A 20,813-nucleotide genomic window follows, 5' to 3' on the forward strand; every position below is an offset into this window, starting at 1 on the left:
CTAGTATGTTTGTACGTTATTGGAAGAAAAACCGTTGCAGGTCATTCCAAGTTACAACCAAAATCAAGAGCATCAAGAACGCAAACCCGAGAAAGTGAACCATTCCTTCTTTGTGCGGATCGACAGGGCGGCCACGCAGGGCTTCCACTGCCAAAAACGCAAGGCGTCCACCATCCAGTGCCGGGAGCGGCAGCAGGTTGAACAATCCTAAGTTGATACTCAGGACAGCAGCCCATTTCATCAGGATTGCAAGGCCCTGCTGAGCGAACTCACCTGTCATCTTGAAGATTCCAACCGGCCCACTCAAATCATTGATCCCTACAGAACCGGTGAAGAGCATTCCCAGGCTTTTCAGGATCATCATGGTAAATTCGTACGTAGACGAAGCGCCGTATTTCAAGGCTTCCCCGGGCGCATAGGTCAACGAATTGGTCACCATGATTTTCCCTACGTTGTTTTCGTCTTTGCTTACCTTGACAGGGACGGTATGACGCTGCCCATTTCTCTCGTAATCAAATTTCAGCTCTTTGCCCGGAGACTGGCTGACGATTTCTACGATCTCTTTCCACGAAGCAACAGGCTTTCCGTCAATGGCGATGACTTTATCCCCTTGGTGCAACCCGGCTTGTGCAGCGGGACCTCCCGCTCTCACTTCGCCAAGGTAAGGAATGTCTTTGGGGACGCCGTAAATCAGCCCAATCGCGACAAACAGCAGAAACGCCAAAATAAAGTTGGCGGCAGGACCGGCGAAAATCGCCCAAAAGCGTTGCGATACCGTCTTTCCTTTGAACTGTCTGTTTAGTGGTGCGATCTGAACCTCTTGTCCATCTTTCACCAATTGAGCCTGCGGATGCACGGAGAACGTGCGCGATTCACCATCGATTTCAAGCGTCAAGCTCAGCGCTTGTTCCAGATCGAAGCTGACGACTGTTCCCGCGATAGCTCGAGCCGAGCCTGCACCCGGCCCATCCAGGAGGATATGTGTGACCTTCCCCACCGCGTCTCGCTCTACACTGACTTCCATGTGGGGTTTGATCATATCCATCTCAGGGTCTTCGCCAGCCATCCGGACTAATCCACCGATTGGCAGCAGACGAAGTGTGTATTCCGTTTCTCCCCGCTTCACGCGAAAAATTTTGGGCCCCATGCCAAGTGCAAATTCACGGCAAAGTATTCCCGCTTTTTTCGCCAGCAGGAAATGTCCCAGTTCATGCACGAATACGAGTACCCCAAAAACGACTACAATCGCGAGAATTGATTCAACGGAATCCAGATTGGGAAAAGGCAAGTGAACAGCCACCTTTCATTCAGTATCTAAAGCCCTACCGTATACAATTCCCGTGCCTGAGTTCGAGCCCAGCGATCAGCGGCAAAAATCTCCTCAAGCGTCGGGTCGTTAACTCCAAGGTGAGCTTCGCATGTCTTTCTGACGATGGTTTCAATCTCTAGAAAACGAATGGCACCTTTTAAAAACAAGTCGACGGCAACCTCATTGGCTGCATTCAGCACAGCTGTGTGAGTGCCGCCAGCTTTTCCGCACTCATACGCCAATTGTAACAGAGGATAGCGCTCAAAATCCATGGCAGCAAAGTGAAGAGTGCTCAGTCGGGCCAAATCGAGTGCTTCTGTCTCCAGATTCATCCGCACCGGATAGCTGAGCGCGTACTGAATGGGAACGCGCATGTCCGGGGTACCCAGCTGCGCCATGACCGCCTTGTCTTTGTATTCTACCATAGAGTGAATGATACTTTCATAATGCAGCACACACTCGATTCTCTCGTACGGCAATCCAAACAGCCAGTGAGCTTCAATCACTTCGAACCCTTTATTCATCATGGTTGCCGAGTCGATCGTGATTTTCGCTCCCATGCTCCAGTTCGGATGAGCCAGGGCTTGGGCGACTGTGACTTGTTCCAAATCTTTTCGGTCTAAATGACGAAAAGACCCTCCCGATGCAGTCAAGATGATGCGAGCTACGTCTGCGCTGCGCTCCCCTTGCATGCATTGAAATACCGCGGAGTGCTCACTATCCACCGGGATGATGGACACCCCTTTTTTCTTCGCTGCCTTCATCACAACCGGTCCTGCACTCACGAGTGTCTCCTTGTTGGCAAGGCCAATCGTCTTGCCCGCTTCGATGGCTGCCAACGTAGGAGCGACACCGACACTTCCAACAATGGCAGTCATGACAAAATTTGCCGATTCATGGCGGGCAACCAGCTCAAGCCCTTCCGGCCCGTAAGCAATTTGAGGTTTGGCACTTCCTGCCAGCAGTCTCTCCAAGGCAATCGCTGCTTGTTCACTTCCTACAGAAACCAGCTCAGGGCGGAACTTCATGACTTGCTCTGCCAGCAAGTCCACATTGGTCCCTGCCGCCAGAGCGACAACCGCAAACTCCTCGGGATGCTGTTCGACCACATTCAGCGTGCTTGTACCTACCGAACCGGTCGAACCCAAGAGCGCTATCTGTTTCAATGATTTCACCCTCTATATTTCTTTATGCGCCAAGTCTCAGACGATACCTAGTAGATGCAAAACCGGAAACACAAGAAGAAAGCTGTCAAACCGATCAAGCACTCCCCCGTGCCCAGGTATCAGTGTACCGGAATCTTTGACTCCGTAATGGCGCTTCAGCCCGGATTCAACCAAATCTCCCAATTGCCCCACGATTCCTGCGACCACGGCAATCATGAGAGCCTGTGATACACTTGCATTTCCAAACCAAGCATTTACCGCCAGTACTACAACGACTGCAGCCACGAGACCGCCCAGCGATCCCTCGATCGTCTTGTTAGGACTAATCTCGGGCCACAGTTTATTTTTTCCGATCGCTTTCCCGACAAAATATGCGCCCGAGTCAGTCGACCAGATTGCCAGAATGACCAGCACCGTTAACATCAATCCGTCCGGTAGATTGCGGGCAGCAGCCATATATGTAAAACCGAAGCCTATGTATAACGCCCCCACCAACGTAAGGGCGACGTGTTCGATATGAAACTGATTTTTCCGCAGAACGGAGTAAATCAATAAAAGCATGAGTATCGCTATCATCAGATCCGGCGTGCTGATGGGAAGCCATGTAGAAAAAGTAAGGGATGGCCAAAGAATGCTCACCATCAAAACATATCCAAGGATCCCTGCCACATCGAATGGCTGAAGGCGTGCCATCCGCATAAATTCAAAATGGCCAATGAAGGCCAGCAGCAAAACCAAGAGTGAATACCAGGCTCCTCCTAAATAAATCATGAGCAGGAAGGCCGCTCCACCAATCAAACCAGTAATTATTCGTTGCTTCAACAGATTCCACCTCTCGGCTATACCGCCCCGTAGCGACGAGCTCGGCCTTGGTACTCCACAATCGCTTGATAAAAGTGTTCACGGGTAAAATCAGGCCAAAGTACATCCGTAAACCACATTTCCGTGTAGGCCAATTGCCAAAGCATAAAGTTGCTCAAGCGAATCTCTCCACTAGTGCGAATCAAGAGGTCTGGGTCGGGAATATCGCTTGTATACAGGTAACGGGAAATGACTTCTTCATCCAAATTCTTTGGGTCGAGCTTCCCCTCTTTTACTTGCTCCGCAATCATCGAAAACGCTTTGACAATCTCGTCACGACCGCCGTAATTCAACGCAAAGTTAAGCTGCAGTCCACTGTTGTCTTTTGTTTTCTCTTCTGCTTCCAGCAAAGCCTTCAAGGTATGCGAAGGCAATTCCTCTTTGCTGCCCATCATGCATATGCGAACATTTCGTTCAATTAATTCATCCAATTCTGTCGACAAAAATTCCTGCGGAAGCTTCATGAGAAAATCCACTTCGTCCCGCGGTCGCTTCCAGTTTTCGGTAGAAAAAGCGTACATCGTCATATAGCGCACGCCAATTTCATCGGCGGCTTTGACGACTTCCTTTACCGTTTTCATTCCTGCACGATGCCCGGCGACCCGGGGTAAATTACGCATCTTGGCCCATCTTCCATTCCCGTCCATGATGACAGCCACGTGCTCCGGGATTTTGCCCGAGAGATCCAGCTCTTCCTGTACGGCTTGTTTTTCCTTCCGGGACCATTTGCGCGCTAGATGTTCTAACATAAAGTGTTCCCCCGTAATGAGAGATATAGACGTACATCCCCCTCAATATGAGGGGGATTCCCTTGAATTACACTTCCAAGATGTCTTTCTCTTTGTCTTTCACGACTTTGTCGACTTCTGCGATGAATTTATCCGTAGTCTTTTGCACGGTCTCTTGATGACGGCGAGACTCATCTTCCGAAATCGTAGCTGCTTTCTCCAGCTTTTTAATTTCGTCGTTTGCATCGCGGCGAATGTTGCGGATCGCTACTTTTGTTTCTTCCCCGCTCTTACCTGCCAGCTTCACCAGATCCTTGCGGCGCTCTTCTGTGAGCGGTGGAATGATCAAGCGAATGATTACGCCATCATTGCTCGGCGAAATTCCCAAATCGGATTGCTGCAGAGCACGGTCAATCTCTTTCAGTGCCGTTTTGTCCCATGGTTGAATGGTCAGCATGCGTGGTTCGGGAACGCTTACGTTTGCCAATTGGCTAATGGGTGTAGGCGTACCGTAGTAATCAACCATCACGCGATCCAGCATGGCTGGGTTTGCACGACCTGCACGCAGAGTGGACAGGTCTCTTTTCAAATTGGCGATCGCTTTATTCATGCGATCTTCCATGTCTTTAATCACGTTTTGTGCCATTCGATTATTCCCCCTTCACTAGAGTACCGATCTTGTCGCCCATCACTGCCCGGCGAATATTGCCTTCTTCGGAAATGTTAAAGACGATCAGTGGAATATTGTTGTCCATGCACAGGCTCGATGCGGTTGAGTCCATGACTCCCAATCCTTTGTTCAGGACTTCCAGGAAAGTCAAACGATCGTATTTTTCCGCCGATGGATCCAGGCTTGGATCAGCAGAATACACACCGTCTACTTTGTTCTTCGCCATGAGAATCACTTCTGCTTCGATCTCAGCTGCACGCAATGCTGCCGTCGTATCCGTAGAGAAATAGGGGTTTCCAGTACCAGCAGCAAAGATGACGACACGCATTTTTTCCAAATGACGAATCGCCCGTCGGCGTATGTATGGTTCAGCCACTTGTCTCATCTCGATGGATGTTTGAACGCGAGTCGGGACGTTCACTTGCTCCAATCCATCCTGCAAGGCGAGTGAGTTCATCACGGTGGCCAGCATGCCCATGTAATCGGCAGTTGCCCGATCCATTCCTTTGGAGCTGCCGGAAAGTCCGCGCCAGATGTTTCCTCCTCCGACGACTACTGCGACTTGTACTCCCAATTCTACGATTTCCTTGATCTGGTTAGCGACGGAGAAAATTACCTTTGGGTCAATCCCATACCCCAAATCCCCCGCCAGTGCTTCCCCACTCAACTTTAACACAACCCGTTTATAGGCAGGAAGTGGCATGTGAAACGGCCTCCATTCATGAATCATTCTCTGTGCGTTGTCGGCATTCCTTCCGACACAATCCTGCACATTGCTTTTTACGTGCAGGAGAGTTTCACTCGTCGTGAAACTCTCGCTTTGAAAATAGGGAACACGGAGGTGTTCCCTATATCCTTATTATTGCTTATTTACTTGCGCCATAACTTCAGCAGCGAAGTCTTCTTGCTTTTTCTCGATACCTTCGCCCACTTGGAAACGAGCGAATTCTTTCAAGGTAGCACCTGCTTCTTTCAGCAGAGCAGATACTTTCTTGTCTGGATCTTTAACGAATGGCTGTTCAACCAGTACGTACTCTTCGAAGAACTTGGAGAGACGGCCTTCCACCATTTTCTCAACGATGTTAGCAGGTTTGCCTTCAGCCAGTGCTTGGTTTTTCAGAACCTCGCGCTCGCGTTCGATCTCGTCTGCGGAAACCTCTTCACGGTTTGCAAAGCGTGGGTTCGACGCTGCAGCGTGCATGCCGAGGTCTTTTGCCAAGGTTTCGTTTTGAGTGCCTTCCAGAGTAACCAGTACGCCGATGCGTCCACCCATGTGCAGGTAAGCACCGAATACGCCGCTGTCGGATTTCTCGGAAAGGAAGAAACGACGGAAGGAGATGTTTTCACCGATGGTGGAGATTTTCTCGTTGATTACGTGAGCCAGAGTCTCGCCAGCACCTTTGAAAGGTTGCTCCAGTGCTTCTTCAACAGTTGCAGGACGCTGGGATACTACGTGCTCAGCAATGTCTTTCACCAGTGTTTGGAACTCAGGGATTTTCGCTACGAAGTCTGTCTCGCAGTTTACTTCTACTACAGCTGCTACGTTGCCAGCAACCGCAGTTGCAGTCAGACCTTCTGCTGCGATACGGCCGGATTTTTTCGCCGCTTTCGCGATACCGCGTTCACGGAGCAAGTCAATTGCTTTTTCCATGTCGCCGTTTGTTTCTTCCAGCGCGCGTTTGCAATCCATCATACCTGCACCTGTACGCTCACGCAGTTCTTTAACGGTTTGTGCACTAATTGCCATTGAGTTAACCTCCTTGGAAAGTACGATCTAAGTATTGTCTTGGTTACATTCAGTAAAAAAGGATGGACGGGGTTCTGACACCCTCAGTCCACCCTCTTACACTTGCTTACGCAGTTGTTGTGGCTTGCTCTCCGCCTTGGTTGCCTTCTTGCAGGGCATCTGCCATTTTAGCAGTCAGCAGTTTTACAGCGCGAATTGCATCGTCGTTACCTGGGATCACATAATCGATCTCGTCTGGATCGCAGTTAGTATCTACGATTGCAACGATTGGGATACCCAGTTTGCGAGCTTCTGCAACAGCGATGCGCTCTTTGCGTGGATCGATGACGAACAGAGCGTCCGGCAGTTGATCCATGTGAGCGATACCGCCGAGGAATTTCTCCAGGCGATCCATTTCTTTGCGAAGAACGATTACTTCTTTCTTCGGCAATACTTCGAAAGTGCCATCTTGTTCCATACGCTTCAGCTCAGCCAAGCGAGAAGTACGTTTTTTGATGGTAGTGAAGTTTGTCAAGGTACCACCCAACCAACGTTGGTTGATGAAGTAGTGACCTGTGCGTTCTGCTTCTTCTTTTACGGATTCTTGTGCTTGTTTCTTCGTACCAACGAAGAGCACTTTACCGCCGTTTTGAGCGAGTTCACGTACGAAGTTGTACGCTTCCTCAACTTTTTTCACGGTTTTTTGCAGGTCGATAATGTAGATTCCGTTACGTTCGGTGAAGATATAGCGAGCCATTTTCGGGTTCCAACGACGAGTTTGGTGACCAAAGTGAACACCAGCCTCGAGGAGTTGTTTCATCGAAATTACTGCCATATTTCACACCTCCTTAAAAGTGGTTTTTTTGATGCCTACCTCCGCCACACCGCATCTTCCAAGCAATTCTGCCTGAGGCAGCACCGTTGCTGGAATTGGTGGACGTGCGATTTCAACACCGTAAATGAATATATCATATGGGACTTTCAATTGCAACAAACAGATTCCATTATTTTCGTAAAAAAACACCGCCTCATTTCTTAGGCGGTGTCGTGATCAATTTGACGATTTCCGTTTCTGTAGCTGGGGTAGAAATTTGATAGGTACCTACGCGGATCCTATCCAGCTTGTCTTGATTGCGCAGCTCGTCGACAAACTTGTTGTTCGCAGGCAAGATCCCCGCATCCACGAGCTGTTTAGCCACTCCCTGGGCTGTTGCTTTATAGGGTACGGTAAAAGACACCTGCTTTTGTATCTCAGGTGCTTGTATCGCCGGCGCGGCTGGACTCTGTACAGGGTGCGGTGTCGCCGATGCTACCGTCTGCGCAGGCTGCGACGTGCTTACCTCGTTCTCTGCGATCGGCTTCTTTGGAGTCTCCGCTTGCTTGGTGACCGGTGTCTGTGGCTGTGTGGTCTGCTCCAGGGCAGGTGTCGCTGGCGCTTTGGGCGGCAGGGGGGCAGGCTTTACGTTCACTTTCTTTTCCTGCTGCCACTGCTCGTATTCCTCTTTTGTCAAAACGACCATCTGCAGTTCCTGGGCAGCACTCTTGATCTCATCAGAAGATAGAGCCCTCGCTCCAGAAGGCACCTGTTTGCCAAAAAACCATCCTGTGATTGAAGCGGCGACGATCAATCCAGCTCCAAAACCTAGCAACAGCTCCCGTTTATGCATCTGCCATACCTCTTTCATTCTTTGCCGCCAACGCAAAGATCAGGTCGATCTCCCCACGCCCCGCTCCCAGTCGCTTGGCGATTTCATCGAGGGAAAGACCTTCCTGGCGCAATTCAAAGGCTCTACGGTACCTCTCACGCAATACCAGCACGTCTTCGTCTTTGGCTACAGGCATCTGGAGAGCTTCCGCTTGCTGTATGCTTTCACGTTCCACTGTTGCCAGCTGTGCAGCTTTTCCGTGCTCCAATTGCTCCAATCGCTGTCGCAAATGCTTGATTTCCATTACGAGTTCTTCGTGGGACTGGTCGAGCTGTTTTTGCATCCAGTCTTTTTCTTGCTTTATTTGCCGGCTCATCTGCTGCAGGATTTTTTCCATTTCTGCCTTGTCCGTGGTGCGATGTGTCGGTAACATCGTGCCGGAATCACCAGACGGCTTTGTCTTGATGAACAAAGCGACTGCCATGCTGAGGAATCCTACACCGATCAAGCTGAGATACACTACGTCCATTTTGGCCACCTTCGCCTCTGGCATGTCTTTTTGCAATATTACATGGTTATATTAATATGCCGTCCCCGCAGCGGATCCCTCATCGATACCGGGAGAGAGGCCTTTGCTTCTCCTCCTGCTGCAAGGTTATCCGATGCAACTGTTCCAGATGATGTTTCTGTCTGTTCCTTATGCTGCTTTTGTTCCCGATCGCGAAGCTTGTTTTTTTCCGCATGCTCAATATCCGTTGGTCGTTGACGATTCTGTTGATCATGGAGGGTTCGTTCATCAATTTGCGACTGCTGCTCATGCACGGTACGTTGCTGTTGCTGCTCCTGAATCCGGCTGACTTCGAGCGTACGCGGCAGTGCTACTTGCAATTCTACCGTCTTCAGACTCACCCTCGTCCAACTCCCTTGTGCAAGTTGCTACTGATCTTACTTAGATGAGCGTAGCGGTGGTGACTTCGCCATCCATCACGACGAATCGCGTTCTCGCATACTCATGTTTAATGAAGTGAACAAGCTTGCCAAACGTCATTTTGATACCCGGATACATGACGTGACTGGCCTCGATTGCAGCTGGACTGTCGCCTTTCAATTCTGCTTCCACATCTTTCTTGCGTGCCTCCAGCGTCTTGCATTCTTTTTCCAATACCAATCGTGTATTGGTCAGCTTGATTTGCAGCATTCGCTTATCAGCTGGCAGCTCCCCGCTCGTCTGCAAAATTTGATTCATCACATTCAGACCTTGGTCTGTCTTGCGCAAATTTTCGTACACGATTTGCAATTCTTTCTGGATTTGAACCAATTCTTGCCGCAGTTCAGGCTTCACACCTACTTCTAAAACCGTGGGTGTTGCACTCGTGTTTCCGAATACGCGTGCAGCGATCTTTTCCCCTGCCTGCAGAACCCCGCCAATGATAATGCCTTTCGCACCTTTGCAAATGATCTGCTTTCCTGCACGAACGGAAGAAAACATGATGCTTTGGGAAACGATTACTTGATTCCCCGCAGTTACGTTTGCATTTTGAATGAAGGAAGTGCGAATGTTTTGACCCGCTACAATTGAACCTTTGTCTTGAGCAACGATGCCGCTTTTGATTTCGATGGAACCGTCAGCGTGCAGCTCTGCACCCTCGACACTCCCTAATACACGAATGTCTCCGGATGCTTTTACCCGAAAACCGTTCAGAACGTTCCCGCGAATGACCACCGTTCCCACAAAATCGATGTTGCCAACTCCAAAGTCAACGTCTCCATTCACTTCAAAAACAGGGAAGACGTTCATTTTATCCTGATCCGTGAATGATACTTGTCCATCGATCGCAGCGTAAATCATCGTTCGCTCCGCATTGTGGACCACGTTTTTACCAGGCTTGATAATGGCTTCTTTGCCGGCCTTGGGAGCGATGGGCTCTCCGGTAACAGCAGTACCCGGTTTGCCTTGATCGGCAGGAATTCTTCGAGCCAGCAGCTGCCCTTTGGCTACATTGGGAATCGCCGTCACATTGTAATAGTCAACTCGACCATCTTCCAATTCCTTAGGACCTTCCTCATCTTTTACCGTTTCCAGATACGGATACTCGATGAAGCCGTCCTTTCCTGGCACAGGCTGGATTCCAACGGCGATGGTCGCTTGTGCATTGGCGTACTTTCTCGGCAGGGCGCACAAGTCTTTCACTACATTGTCCAAGATGCCAAACGTAACCCTCTGTTTATGTAGTTCCTTATAAATGTCCTCTTCTCTGAGTAAAAGGGCATCGAGATCCTCCTCATCTACTCGAAGTAGGATCCCCGCTTCCAATTTGTCTGCAGTTACTTTTACCTCTAATCGATATTTCCCGATCCCTTCCAATCTTCTAACCCCCTCAAACCATTGGGTACTTTACCTCTACATTAATTGTGACTTCCATCTGGACAACGCAGAACGAAGTCGGAATAGAGCCTTGGAATGGAGCTGGGAAATGCGTGAAGGTGACAGGCTCATGATTTCAGCAATTTCGGATAAGGTCATCTCTTCAAAATAAAACAGGGAAACGACAAGCCTTTCTTTCTCGGGGAGCTTGTCAATGACGGTGACCAGCACTTCCTTCAGGCTCGAAACCTCTGCCACATTTTCCGGACGCGGGGTCAATTCATCGACAATGTACGAATGTCGTGCCGTTTTCTGTTCATCTTCCTCACCGACAGCTTCGTCAATGGATACCATCGTCGCTAGAGAAGTCTCATAAAACACTTGTTGTAGGTCTTTCTCGCTAATTCCCAAGTACTCCGCAACTTCCAGATCGGTGGGCATTCGCAGCATCTGCTGTTCCAATGTTGTGTATGCTTCTTCGATTTTTTTGGCCTTGTCACGAACCGTTCGAGGGATCCAGTCATTTTCACGCAAACCGTCGATCATAGCACCACGTATCCGCCACATTGCGTACGTCTCAAACTGCAATCCGCGTGTGTGGTCAAACTTGGCCAATGCGTCCAGCAGACCAAAGCGGCCATAGCTGATCAAGTCATCCTTGTCCACGTTGGCAGGTAAATTGATCGCCAAACGGTTGGCCACTTTATCCACAAGCGGCAAGAACCGTGTGATGAGATCGATCTCTGCCTCCCTACTGCCCTCTTGCTTCCACATGACCCATTTATCGAATTCTTTTGCTTTCTCTTGTATGGTTAGCCGTGCCACGAATTACTCACCAGCCTTTACTCATCTGTTAAGCGCCTAACGACCTCTGCAACAGTGGTTGGATCTTCAATCAGACGTATTCTCTCCATTTGGGAAATAGAGAGAGGAGAGAATGCTTCCTCCACCTCGCCCTCCTCTACCTGCTTGTCCTCTTTATCCTTATCAGGAGAAGCCTGCCCATCTTTGCGGGAAGCCTCCCCTTCTTTTGCTAAAGGAAGCGATGGACTTTGTGTCACCTTGGTGAGAACCCAACGGATAGGAAAAGCGGCGAGGAAAAACACCAGGAAAGCGACGCCTGCTCGCTCGAGTGAAACAAGCCAGACGTTGCTCGCCAAAGCCGTCGCCAGTGTGACGACAAAAGCGAGAAGTCCCAAGCCAGAATTGATCCAAATGGTACCCATCATCTCTATACTTCCTTCACACCTTGATTTACCGTACGGATTTGAAGCACGCCGTTTGTGGCATCCATTTCTATCGTCCGACCACAGTTACCCCCTGTATCTTCGGCCACTATTTTTATCTGAGCGTCCTTCAAAGCCATTTTGCAAGCTTCTACATTCCTCGGGCCGATCCGCATCGTATCATTGTTACCGAGGAAGGCAAACATTTGTGCACCGCCAGCCAATTTCGCCACCATATGTCGGGTGGAAGCACCCGCTTGTTCCATCTGATTGATCAGAGAAGGAATAGCCGTGTCCGCATACTTCCCTACTGTCAGTTCCCCGCCCTTTGCCAGAGATGATTCTGGTAGCATGACATGAGCCATTCCAGCAATTTTGTGAATACTGTCGTAGAGAACCACTCCTACGCAAGAGCCAAGGCCTGTCGTCCGCAGTCGGCTCGGGGGTTTTGCCACACCGAGATCGGCCATACCTATCTTAATAATCTCCATCGAAAGGAACTCCTAGTGAACGAAATAGAATGGGGAGTGAATCAGGATCGGGAATCAAGAAAAAGTTCCCTTTCACTTGGTCGTTCCCCTCAAAGAATGCGGTATCGATCGTGAGTGCGAAATCGCCTGCCTGCCCAAGCGCAATCAAGCCGTAGCTGAGAATCGCCCCTGCCATGTCTACCGCCAGAGCTGGGACAGAAGGCTGCAAATTCAACTGGGTAAAATCTGCAAGCGATGATAGGTAAGAGCCCGTCAAGATATTCCCGATCTCGTGCAATGCCGATATCTCGAGCTCCTCCCATTCGTACACATCCTTTTCGATCCCCGTGATTTGCTGCAGCAAATGCTTGGCCGACTCCATATCGAGAATAAAGAACATGTTTCCCGGACAATCCCCTTCGACACGGAGAAAGACTGTCACGACAACTGTCTCAGCTCCGCCTACGCAATCCGCTACTTCATCAAACGGGATGATGCTTACCTGCGGCACTTTCATATCGATTTCTTTTTGCATGAGTTTAGAGAGGGCGGTGGCTGCATGCCCCGCGCCTATGTTTCCGATTTCACGCAGTACGTCAAACTGGAAATCCCCAAACTTCGTAAAGTAGCCCATTTCGCTTACCCCTCAATTGCGTCCAATTGCTTGATCTCTTCGTTACTAAGCACTTTATCGAGGTTCAGGAGAATCAAAAGCCGCTTGTCCAGCTTGGCAACGCCCCGCAGATAGGCTGCCTCGACTCCTCCCACTACCTCTGGAGGAGGTTCGATCGCATCCACCGGGATGTCAATCACGTCATTTGCTGCGTCTACAATCAAGCCCACTTCCAGCTCTCCCACAGCCACAATAATGATCCGGGTAGACTCAGAATAGACGCTTTCTTCCAATTCAAAGCGGTTGCGCAGGTCGATGATCGGCGTGACTACGCCTCGGAGGTTGATGACCCCCTTTACAAACTTTGGCGTCCGTGGAACACGAGTGATGTGCTCCAGTTTTTCGATCGACTTAACCTGGTTGACTTCGACTCCGTACTCTTCATCCTTTAAACGAAAGACAATCACTTTCACTTCGCCTACAATTTCCTTGTGCTCGAGCATGTGGCTGCCCCTCCTTTTATTACTTGATCAGTGCATTGCAATCGATAATGAGTGCTACTTGGCCGTCTCCCAGGATCGTTGCACCGGAGATGGCGAATACATTAACGAGATACTTGCCTAGGGATTTCAAGACGATTTCCTGTTGTCCGATGAAGTAATCGACGACCAGTCCAGCCATCTTCTCTCCTTTACGGACGATGATTACTGCCACTTCATCTTCATCCGTTGCAGAATCAGCAGCCGGCACTTGGAAGATGTCCTGGAGAGATACGAGCGGTACAACACGCCCTCTGAAGTCGATCACCTTTTGGCGGTGAGCCATCATGATCTGATCCTTTTTGAAAACGGCTGTCTCGATGATCGAGCTCAGCGGTACCGCATATTTTTCGTTTTGCACTTGTACCAGCATCGCGGAAATAATCGACAGAGTAAGAGGAAGCTGAATCAGGAATGTCGTTCCTTGACCTCTCACAGAGTCTACGGTTACGCTGCCGCCGAGTGATTCGATTTTGGACTTCACGACATCGAGGCCAACTCCTCGACCGGAGATGTCTGAGATGACTTCCGCAGTGCTGAAGCCCGCAGCAAAAAGCAATTCATGGATTTGCTTGTCGCTCATGCTGTCCGCGTTCGCCGGGTTGACAATCCCTCGTTCGATCGCCTTTTTCAGCACCCGGTCCTTATTGATTCCTGCACCATCGTCTTTCACTTCGATGAAGACGTGGTTTCCACTATGGAAAGCACGCAGAACGATCGTACCTTCCTCAGGCTTGCCTGCCTTCTTCCTGTCTGCCGGAGACTCGATCCCGTGGTCGAGAGAATTGCGCAGCAAGTGATTCAGTGGATCTCCGATTTCATCGATCACCGTGCGATCCAGCTCGGTCTCCGCCCCGATGATCTCGAGGTTGACTTTCTTGTTCAAGTCTTTTTGCAAGTCACGAATCATGCGCGGGAAGCGGTTGAATACTTGTTCGACCGGAACCATTCGCATGGTCAAAATGATGTTTTGCAGATCTCCGCTGATGCGGCTCATGTGTTCGACGGTTTCTTGCAGTTCGCTTTTGCCGATTTCTCTGGCCAGCTGCTCGAGTCGTCCGCGGTCGATCACCAATTCGCTGAACAGATTCATCAGAATATCCAGACGATCGATATCTACCCGTATCGTTTTTCCGCCAGCCGCTTGTTTCCGTGGTGCTGTTGGCTGAGCTTCAGGAGCTTTTTGGGCTTCAGCAGCCGTCTCCACCAAAGGAGCGGAAACCGGAGCAGGCGTCGAAGCTTCCTTCAGATTGATCGGATCAATTTTCACTTCCTGGATCTCGGAAATGTTTAGAATCGTATTTCGGATTTTTTCTTCCGTCTGCATGGTGACGTACGCAATTTCAAACGAAGTATCGAAGCGTTCATTTTCGATGTCCTCCACCGATGGCTTCGTTTTGATGACTTCACCCAGCGATTCCAATTGATCGAAGACCATGTAACCACGAGCCGCTTTCAGCAAGCAATTTTCATTCAAGGTGACCTTGATCCACATCAAGTGATTGCCTAGCTCTTTGGATTGTTTCAGTACCATCAGGGCGTAATCGTCCAGCTCATTCTCGTGGGCAACTGCCTGCTTCTCTGCTGCTGCAGGAACTTCTTCTTCCAGCACAGCGGTCGCAGCTACTTCCATTTCTGCGCTGTATTCGCCCGCTACAATCGCGCGCAGCTTTTTGACGGGGATCGATACGTCGGCAGAACCATCTCCACCTTCCGTAATGTCGATCACCATTCCTTCGATCAAATCGACACTATGGAAGATGACGTCCATGATGTCGCTGTTAATCGTCAGCTTTTGATTGCGAATGAGGTCCAATACGTTTTCTGCTTCATGCGTCAGGCTTGCCATGTCTTCAAAGCCCATGGTCGCTGACATCCCTTTGAGGGTGTGAGCAGAGCGAAAAATTTCCTTTACATGCGTAATGTTGCTTGGATCATTTTCCAACAGGAGCAAATTTGCATTGATTGCTTGCAAATGTTCTTTCGACTCTTCGATAAACATGTCCAAATATTGATTCATATCCATCGGTGATCCACCTCCCAAAATCAGTGCACGAGCCTCAACAACAGCTCTGGAATTTTATCAACAGGAGCGACGTTGTCAGCCAGACCCGCTTGAAATGCTGACCGGGGCATTCCGTATACGACACAAGTCGATTCATCCTCGACAATGCTCGTAACTGTCCCGAGCTCTTTCATCATTTTTAAACCTTTTGTCCCATCATTTCCCATACCTGTCATGATAATTGCCCATTTGTCGACATTTGTCAATTGACTGGCAGATTCGAACAATACGTCTACAGAAGGACGGTGACCTCCGCGCGGCTCTTCCTGTTGCAGATGAGCCTGCAATCGTCCATTGACTTGCCGCACTTCGAAGTGATAGCCTCCTGGCGCGATGTAGGCCGTTCCTGGCTCCAACAGCTCACCGTCCTCAACCTCCGTGACGCGGATTTTTGAGAGGGTATTGAGCCGTTGTGCCAGCGATTTGGTAAAGCCTGCCGGCATGTGTTGAACCACAGCAATCGGTGCAGGGAAATCGGCTGGAATCGCAGTTAAAACCACTTGCAACGCCTTCGGTCCGCCTGTCGATGTTCCCAGCGTCACGAGTCTCGGTTTCGTGCTTGCAAGTCTTCTAGGCGTTGAAATCCAATCGGCAGCGGGTGCTTTCGTTTCTTTCGGAACAGGCGCTGACACGATCGGCTTTGCGATTGATGCTGGTTCCGGCGCTTGCGGCCTAGTCGTTTGCTGCATGGTTGATTGGCGCTGCAATCGCCCTTTGGACAATGATGCCGCCTTCACCCGTTCAATCAAGCGATCGCCAACTTTATGTATATCGAGCGAAATCGGTCCGGATGGCTTGGTGACAAAATCGAACGCTCCCAATTCCAGTGCCTGGATGGTTGCATCCGCTCCCTCCCTCGTCAAGCTGCTCAACATAACGGTCGGCAAGGGATGATCGCTCATCAATGTCTTCAACGCGGTCAGACCGTCCATGACCGGCATTTCAATATCCAGTGTGAGGACATCCGGATTCAGTTGCTTGCATTTTTCAATACACTCGAGTCCGTTACGCGCTCGATCAATGACCTCTATATCGGGATCCGTCGATAGTATATCGGAAATCACTTTCCTCATGAATGCTGAATCGTCTGTGACAAGAACTCGAATTTTACTCAATGCACACTCGCTCCCTTCCTACACCCTGATGCCTTATCGAATGAAGTTTTTCAGCCTCGTCAGGAATCCTTTGAGACCAATCGCCGGGATATCTGTTTTTGTGGAATTCTCCAAGTACCGACCAACCAAATTCCGAATGCTCCGTGACGCAAGCGATTGCGGGTAGGTAAGCAGGAAGGGTCTCTGCTGTTTCACTGCTTTGGTAACATGAGTATCATCGGATACGAATCCTAACGAGAGGATCTCCATGTTCAGGAAACGTTTTGCCACCATTGCCAGCTTGTCAGCAGTCATTTTCCCTTCTCTCTCAGAAGTCGCTCGGTTGATGACGAGTCGAATCTTTACAGCGGGGTTTCGGGAGTGCAGCATTTTGATCACTGCGTACGCATCGGTAATCGCAGGTGGTTCAGGTGTTGTCACGACGATCACTTCGTCCGAGGACAACATGAAGTGCAACGATTCTTTGGACAAACCCGCTCCAGTGTCAAAAATGATTGTATCCGCATACCCTTGCAGTGGATCCAGCTTGGAAAACAAGAGATCCAGCTTGTCGTCATCCAGTTGCATGATCTGCGTAAACCCCGAACCTCCCGCGATGAATTCCAGCTGTCCGGGTCCTTGTTCCATGATGTCCCACACGGTCGTTTCCGGTTCCAACAGATGGAACAAGTGCTTTTTGGGGGTAATCCCCATCAAGACATCCAGGTTGGCAAGTCCGAGATCAACGTCGAACAGGACTGCTTTATTTCCTTTTTCAATCAACCCGAGACCAAAGTTCAGGCTGAAGTTGGATTTCCCTACCCCACCCTTTCCGCTGGTCACGGTCACAAGTTTTGTCGATCGTTTCTGGGAGCTCTGAGAAATACGTTGGCGGAGTTGTTCGGCTTGATCACGCATTCCTTCAGTCTCCCACTACCATCGACGATATGAGCACGGGAGTCGCCACTACGATGTCATCCGGAACATTTTGACCGGTCGTTATATAGGAAAGGGATAGCTTCATTTCCTCAGCGACGTTCAGGATGGTCCCGTAGCTCTGTGTCTCGTCCGCCTTTGTGAAGATCACTTGCTTGACAGGTACTTCCGAAAAGTTTTGAATGATGGCTTTCATGTCGCTGTACTTGGAAGTCAAGCTGAGCACCAAGTAGTTGACGCTGTTTGATCCGTGTTCCACCAATTCCCGAATCCCTTGTACGTACTCATCATTTCGGAAATTGCGTCCAGCCGTGTCGACAAAAATCAAATCGCAGTCACTCAGTCTTTCCATCGCAGTCAGCATTTCCTTAGGCTGAAAGACGACTTCCATAGGAACATTGAGGATGTTCGCGTACGTTTTCAATTGCTCAACAGCAGCCATTCGATACGTATCCGCAGTAATGAAGCCAATCTTTCTTTTATCCTTCAGCATGCTGTTTGCTGCCATTTTGGCGATCGTAGTGGTTTTTCCCACCCCTGTTGGACCAAAGAAGAAAGCATAGTGTACAGAGCGCTCCAGCTTTACTGGGGTATGCACCTTGGAAGCGAGCATCTCCGTCACGATTTTCCTGCAAGCGTCTCGCGCTTCATCGAATTGCCACTCATGACCAGGAGTTGTCTGTTCCATCAGCTGTTTCAGGATTTCTGCGATAACTTCCTCGGATACGCCCTGCTCCACTAGACGGGTACGGATCTCTTGGATGGCGACTGGAAGCTGGTGGTTCAGATCGTTGACGAGCAGCTTTTGGAACATTTGCCTCATGCCTCTCACTTCGTTCGCCAGCTCGTCCGACCCAGCTGCTGCAGCCGTCAAGTGATCCTGCCTGTTCGTGGACGGAAGCGGTTTTGATGATGGCACCGTGGCAGGCTCCTCTCTCAGCGCTTCGGCAAACTCCGCTGCGCGAGGATCCCCCTTCGATTCCTCTGCGGCTAAAGTCACTCCGGGGTTCCGCTCCTGTACGGCGACCGCTCCCCCCTCCACTGACTCCTGCTGCAAAGCTGCAGCCTTTCGATACGCCTGTTTTGCCGTATACGTTCCGGCTTGTGGTCGAGTGATAGCGTCCATCTGTCGATTCTTACTGGGACCCTGAGTTTTTTCATTCTCAGATGCCTTCTCGTCTACTGCTGCAATCACTTCAATTCGCATCTTGCCGAACATTCCAAACAGTCCGCCGGTTTTCACCTGTTTCGAGTTTAAAATGACGGCATCCTTTCCCAAATCCACTCTGATCTTGTCCAGCGCCTCTGGCATCGAATCGACTATGTAACGTTTCACTCTCACGAAATATTCACCATCCCTACGCTTTGCACTTCAACATGTGGCTCCAGCTCGCTGTATGACAAAACGGGAACGTCCGGCATCATCCGATCTAGCAGCTGGCGAAGATACATACGAACGGCTGGAGAAGAAAGAATGATAGGCTGCTGCCCCGAGTTGATCATCTTTCCTACCTCTGCAGACATTGTCTGATAAATCCGCTGTGACGTTTCCGGATCCATCGCCAAGTAGCTTCCTTGCTCGGATTGCTCGACGTGCTCGGAGATTGCTTTTTCCAGTCCGGCTCCTGCTGTGAGTACACGCAGCGGCTGTCCAGGCTCGGTAAACTGCAGCGTAATCTGTCTTGACATCGCTTGGCGCACGTACTCCGTCAGGATTTCTGGATCCTTGGTGTACATGGCATGATCTGCCAGAGCCTCAAGAATGACAGTCAAATTGCGAACCGATACTTTTTCACGCAGCAGCTTTTGCAGCACCTTTTGCACATCGCCGATGGTAAGAGCTCCTGGAATCAGCTCGTCCACCAATACCGGCGCCGTCTCTCTCACATTGTCGATCAGTGCCCGCGTCTCCTGACGGCCCAATAGCTCGTGGGCGTGGCGCTTGATGATTTCTGTCAAATGAGTGGCGACAACGGATGGCGGGTCGACTACCGTGTAGCCGGAGAGCTCCGCAATCTCCTTATTCTCTTCTGTTACCCATAATGCCGGCAATCCAAACGCAGGTTCTACCGTTTCTATTCCAACAATGGAATCATCTTCAATTCCGGGACTCATTGCCAAATAGTGATCCAGCATGATTTCCCCTTTTGCAACCTGGTTCCCTTTGATCTTGATCATGTACTCATTCGGTCGAAGCTGGATATTATCGCGAATGCGGATCACCGGAACGACAATCCCCATTTCCAGCGCAATTTGTCTGCGGATCATGATGACTCGGTCGAGCAGATCGCCGCCCTGCTTCACGTCCGCCAATGGAATCAAGCCATAGCCGAATTCGAATTCGATCGGATCGACCTGCAGCAGATTGACCACACTCTCGGGACTGCGAACCTCTTCAATCTGTTGTTCTTCCACTTTGTCAGCAGACTCGAGCATTTCCATTTTCTGCTTGTTACTCAGCTTCCAGGCAGCAAAGCCCATGATCCCTGCTACGGGGAGTACAGGGAGCAAGCCAATCGGTGTAAAGAGCCCCAGCAAGAGCATGCATCCGGATACGATGTAGAGCAGACGCGGAAAGCTGAACATTTGCTTGGTGATATCTTCCCCGAGACCTTCGCCGGAAGTGGAACGCGTCACGATGATACCGGCTGCTGTCGAGATCAACAGAGCCGGGATTTGGCTGACCAGCGCATCCCCGACGGACATGGTCGTAAAACGGGATGCTGACTCGGCAAAGCTCATGTCGTGAACGAGCATCCCGATGATGAAGCCCCCGATAATATTGACGATAAAGATGATGATTCCGGCGATGGCATCCCCTTTTACGAATTTGCTGGCACCATCCATCGCGCCGTAGAAGTCCGCTTCGTTTTCAATCTTTTTCCGTCTGGTCCGCGCTTCTGCTTCCGTAATCATTCCAGCGTTTAAGTCGGCGTCAATACTCATCTGCTTCCCTGGCATCGCGTCCAAGGTAAAGCGTGCCGCTACCTCAGCCACACGTTCCGAACCTTTGGTAATCACGATAAATTGAATGATGATCAAGATGAGAAACACAACGAAACCAACAACCTGGTTACCGCCAACGACAAAATCCCCAAAGGTTTCAATCACTTTGCCTCCTTCGCCGTGGGAGAGAATGTTCCGGGTGGTGGATACATTCAGAGCCAGACGAAAAAGGGTCGTAATGAGCAGGACTGTGGGGAAAATGGAGAACTCCAGCGTTTCCTTTGTGTACATGGACACGAGCAAAATCGTCAACGCAAGGGAGATATTGAGGATTAGAAGCAAGTCAAGCAGGCCGGGAGGGAGTGGGATGACCATCATGACTACAATGCTTATAACGAATAGGATTGTGCCTATTTCCTTGAACTTGAATCCCACTGTTCATTCCCCTTTCTC

General features: G+C 50.1%; 22 protein-coding genes. All 22 read right to left on the reverse strand.

The window, feature by feature from the left end:
* Positions 1-16 precede the first annotated feature (16 nt).
* On the reverse strand, positions 17-1,288 hold the full coding sequence (gene rseP, locus JNE38_RS17735; protein ID WP_203254972.1) for an RIP metalloprotease RseP: 1,272 nt from the start codon (positions 1,286-1,288) through the stop codon (positions 17-19).
* A 26-nt stretch (positions 1,289-1,314) separates the two neighbouring features.
* Complete coding sequence (locus JNE38_RS17740; RefSeq protein ID WP_203254973.1) at positions 1,315-2,475, reverse strand: 1-deoxy-D-xylulose-5-phosphate reductoisomerase; 1,161 nt, start codon at positions 2,473-2,475, stop codon at positions 1,315-1,317.
* A 36-nt stretch (positions 2,476-2,511) separates the two neighbouring features.
* A complete protein-coding gene (locus JNE38_RS17745; RefSeq protein WP_203254974.1) occupies positions 2,512-3,297 on the reverse strand; it encodes a phosphatidate cytidylyltransferase in 786 nt (261 codons plus the stop codon).
* Positions 3,298-3,314: 17 nt separating this feature from the next.
* Positions 3,315-4,085, reverse strand: coding sequence for an undecaprenyl pyrophosphate synthase (locus JNE38_RS17750; RefSeq protein ID WP_203254975.1), 771 nt, complete (start codon positions 4,083-4,085; stop codon positions 3,315-3,317).
* Positions 4,086-4,152: 67 nt separating this feature from the next.
* Entirely contained in the window at positions 4,153-4,710 is a 558-nt protein-coding gene (gene frr / locus JNE38_RS17755) for a ribosome recycling factor (protein WP_203254976.1), read from the reverse strand.
* 4 nt (positions 4,711-4,714) lie between these two features.
* Positions 4,715-5,437, reverse strand: coding sequence for a UMP kinase (gene pyrH, locus JNE38_RS17760; RefSeq protein ID WP_203254977.1), 723 nt, complete (start codon positions 5,435-5,437; stop codon positions 4,715-4,717).
* Between the two features lie 156 nt (positions 5,438-5,593).
* Complete coding sequence (gene tsf, locus JNE38_RS17765; protein WP_203254978.1) at positions 5,594-6,481, reverse strand: translation elongation factor Ts; 888 nt, start codon at positions 6,479-6,481, stop codon at positions 5,594-5,596.
* 106 nt (positions 6,482-6,587) lie between these two features.
* Complete coding sequence (gene rpsB / locus JNE38_RS17770) at positions 6,588-7,295, reverse strand: 30S ribosomal protein S2 (RefSeq protein ID WP_203254979.1); 708 nt, start codon at positions 7,293-7,295, stop codon at positions 6,588-6,590.
* Between the two features lie 193 nt (positions 7,296-7,488).
* A complete protein-coding gene (locus JNE38_RS17775) occupies positions 7,489-8,127 on the reverse strand; it encodes a DNA polymerase III subunit gamma/tau (RefSeq protein WP_238933361.1) in 639 nt (212 codons plus the stop codon).
* On the reverse strand, positions 8,120-8,635 hold the full coding sequence (locus tag JNE38_RS17780; RefSeq protein WP_203254981.1) for a DUF6115 domain-containing protein: 516 nt from the start codon (positions 8,633-8,635) through the stop codon (positions 8,120-8,122). Before JNE38_RS17780 ends, JNE38_RS17775 begins: the two co-directional genes overlap by 8 nt.
* A gap of 38 nt (positions 8,636-8,673) precedes the next feature.
* Positions 8,674-9,015: a hypothetical protein gene (locus JNE38_RS17785; protein ID WP_203254982.1), complete on the reverse strand. Its 342-nt coding sequence runs from the start codon at positions 9,013-9,015 to the stop codon at positions 8,674-8,676.
* 40 nt (positions 9,016-9,055) lie between these two features.
* The gene (locus tag JNE38_RS17790) at positions 9,056-10,471 is read right to left on the reverse strand and encodes a flagellar assembly protein A (protein ID WP_203254983.1); all 1,416 of its coding nucleotides are present in this window, start codon (positions 10,469-10,471) and stop codon (positions 9,056-9,058) included.
* A 36-nt stretch (positions 10,472-10,507) separates the two neighbouring features.
* The gene (locus JNE38_RS17795) at positions 10,508-11,296 is read right to left on the reverse strand and encodes a FliA/WhiG family RNA polymerase sigma factor (RefSeq protein WP_203254984.1); all 789 of its coding nucleotides are present in this window, start codon (positions 11,294-11,296) and stop codon (positions 10,508-10,510) included.
* A gap of 17 nt (positions 11,297-11,313) precedes the next feature.
* Positions 11,314-11,700, reverse strand: coding sequence for a hypothetical protein (locus tag JNE38_RS17800; protein ID WP_203254985.1), 387 nt, complete (start codon positions 11,698-11,700; stop codon positions 11,314-11,316).
* Between the two features lie 2 nt (positions 11,701-11,702).
* A complete protein-coding gene (locus JNE38_RS17805; RefSeq protein ID WP_203254986.1) occupies positions 11,703-12,188 on the reverse strand; it encodes a chemotaxis protein CheD in 486 nt (161 codons plus the stop codon).
* Positions 12,175-12,801, reverse strand: coding sequence for a chemotaxis protein CheC (locus JNE38_RS17810; RefSeq protein ID WP_203254987.1), 627 nt, complete (start codon positions 12,799-12,801; stop codon positions 12,175-12,177). The genes JNE38_RS17805 and JNE38_RS17810 overlap by 14 nt, the downstream gene beginning before the upstream one ends.
* A gap of 5 nt (positions 12,802-12,806) precedes the next feature.
* Positions 12,807-13,283 carry a chemotaxis protein CheW gene (locus JNE38_RS17815; protein WP_203254988.1) on the reverse strand — a complete coding sequence of 159 codons (477 nt, stop codon included), beginning with the start codon at positions 13,281-13,283 and terminating at the stop codon, positions 12,807-12,809.
* A gap of 19 nt (positions 13,284-13,302) precedes the next feature.
* A complete protein-coding gene (locus JNE38_RS17820; RefSeq protein ID WP_203254989.1) occupies positions 13,303-15,345 on the reverse strand; it encodes a chemotaxis protein CheA in 2,043 nt (680 codons plus the stop codon).
* A 20-nt stretch (positions 15,346-15,365) separates the two neighbouring features.
* Positions 15,366-16,499, reverse strand: coding sequence for a protein-glutamate methylesterase/protein-glutamine glutaminase (locus JNE38_RS17825; RefSeq protein WP_203254990.1), 1,134 nt, complete (start codon positions 16,497-16,499; stop codon positions 15,366-15,368).
* A gap of 33 nt (positions 16,500-16,532) precedes the next feature.
* On the reverse strand, positions 16,533-17,396 hold the full coding sequence (locus JNE38_RS17830) for a MinD/ParA family protein (protein ID WP_203254991.1): 864 nt from the start codon (positions 17,394-17,396) through the stop codon (positions 16,533-16,535).
* A gap of 4 nt (positions 17,397-17,400) precedes the next feature.
* A complete protein-coding gene (flhF, locus tag JNE38_RS17835; protein WP_203254992.1) occupies positions 17,401-18,756 on the reverse strand; it encodes a flagellar biosynthesis GTPase FlhF in 1,356 nt (451 codons plus the stop codon).
* Entirely contained in the window at positions 18,753-20,795 is a 2,043-nt protein-coding gene (flhA, locus tag JNE38_RS17840) for a flagellar biosynthesis protein FlhA (RefSeq protein WP_203254993.1), read from the reverse strand. The genes flhF and flhA overlap by 4 nt, the downstream gene beginning before the upstream one ends.
* Positions 20,796-20,813 lie beyond the last annotated feature (18 nt).

The sequence above is a fragment of the Brevibacillus choshinensis genome, assembly GCF_016811915.1.
Taxonomy (GTDB): Bacteria; Bacillota; Bacilli; order Brevibacillales; family Brevibacillaceae; genus Brevibacillus; species Brevibacillus choshinensis_A.

Excerpts from the sequence above, each read along its gene's own strand:
- JNE38_RS17775 (WP_238933361.1), bottom strand. The coding sequence starts at position 8,127 with ATGCATAAACGGGAGCTGTTGCTAGGTTTTGGAGCTGGATTGATCGTC.
- pyrH (WP_203254977.1), bottom strand. The coding sequence starts at position 5,437 with ATGCCACTTCCTGCCTATAAACGGGTTGTGTTAAAGTTGAGTGGGGAA.
- JNE38_RS17805 (WP_203254986.1), bottom strand. The coding sequence starts at position 12,188 with ATGGAGATTATTAAGATAGGTATGGCCGATCTCGGTGTGGCAAAACCC.
- JNE38_RS17820 (WP_203254989.1), bottom strand. The coding sequence starts at position 15,345 with ATGGATATGAATCAATATTTGGACATGTTTATCGAAGAGTCGAAAGAA.
- rpsB (WP_203254979.1), bottom strand. The coding sequence starts at position 7,295 with ATGGCAGTAATTTCGATGAAACAACTCCTCGAGGCTGGTGTTCACTTT.
- JNE38_RS17800 (WP_203254985.1), bottom strand. The coding sequence starts at position 11,700 with ATGATGGGTACCATTTGGATCAATTCTGGCTTGGGACTTCTCGCTTTT.
- JNE38_RS17810 (WP_203254987.1), bottom strand. The coding sequence starts at position 12,801 with ATGGGCTACTTTACGAAGTTTGGGGATTTCCAGTTTGACGTACTGCGT.
- JNE38_RS17750 (WP_203254975.1), bottom strand. The coding sequence starts at position 4,085 with ATGTTAGAACATCTAGCGCGCAAATGGTCCCGGAAGGAAAAACAAGCC.
- JNE38_RS17830 (WP_203254991.1), bottom strand. The coding sequence starts at position 17,396 with ATGCGTGATCAAGCCGAACAACTCCGCCAACGTATTTCTCAGAGCTCC.
- frr (WP_203254976.1), bottom strand. The coding sequence starts at position 4,710 with ATGGCACAAAACGTGATTAAAGACATGGAAGATCGCATGAATAAAGCG.
- JNE38_RS17780 (WP_203254981.1), bottom strand. The coding sequence starts at position 8,635 with ATGGACGTAGTGTATCTCAGCTTGATCGGTGTAGGATTCCTCAGCATG.
- JNE38_RS17815 (WP_203254988.1), bottom strand. The coding sequence starts at position 13,283 with ATGCTCGAGCACAAGGAAATTGTAGGCGAAGTGAAAGTGATTGTCTTT.
- tsf (WP_203254978.1), bottom strand. The coding sequence starts at position 6,481 with ATGGCAATTAGTGCACAAACCGTTAAAGAACTGCGTGAGCGTACAGGT.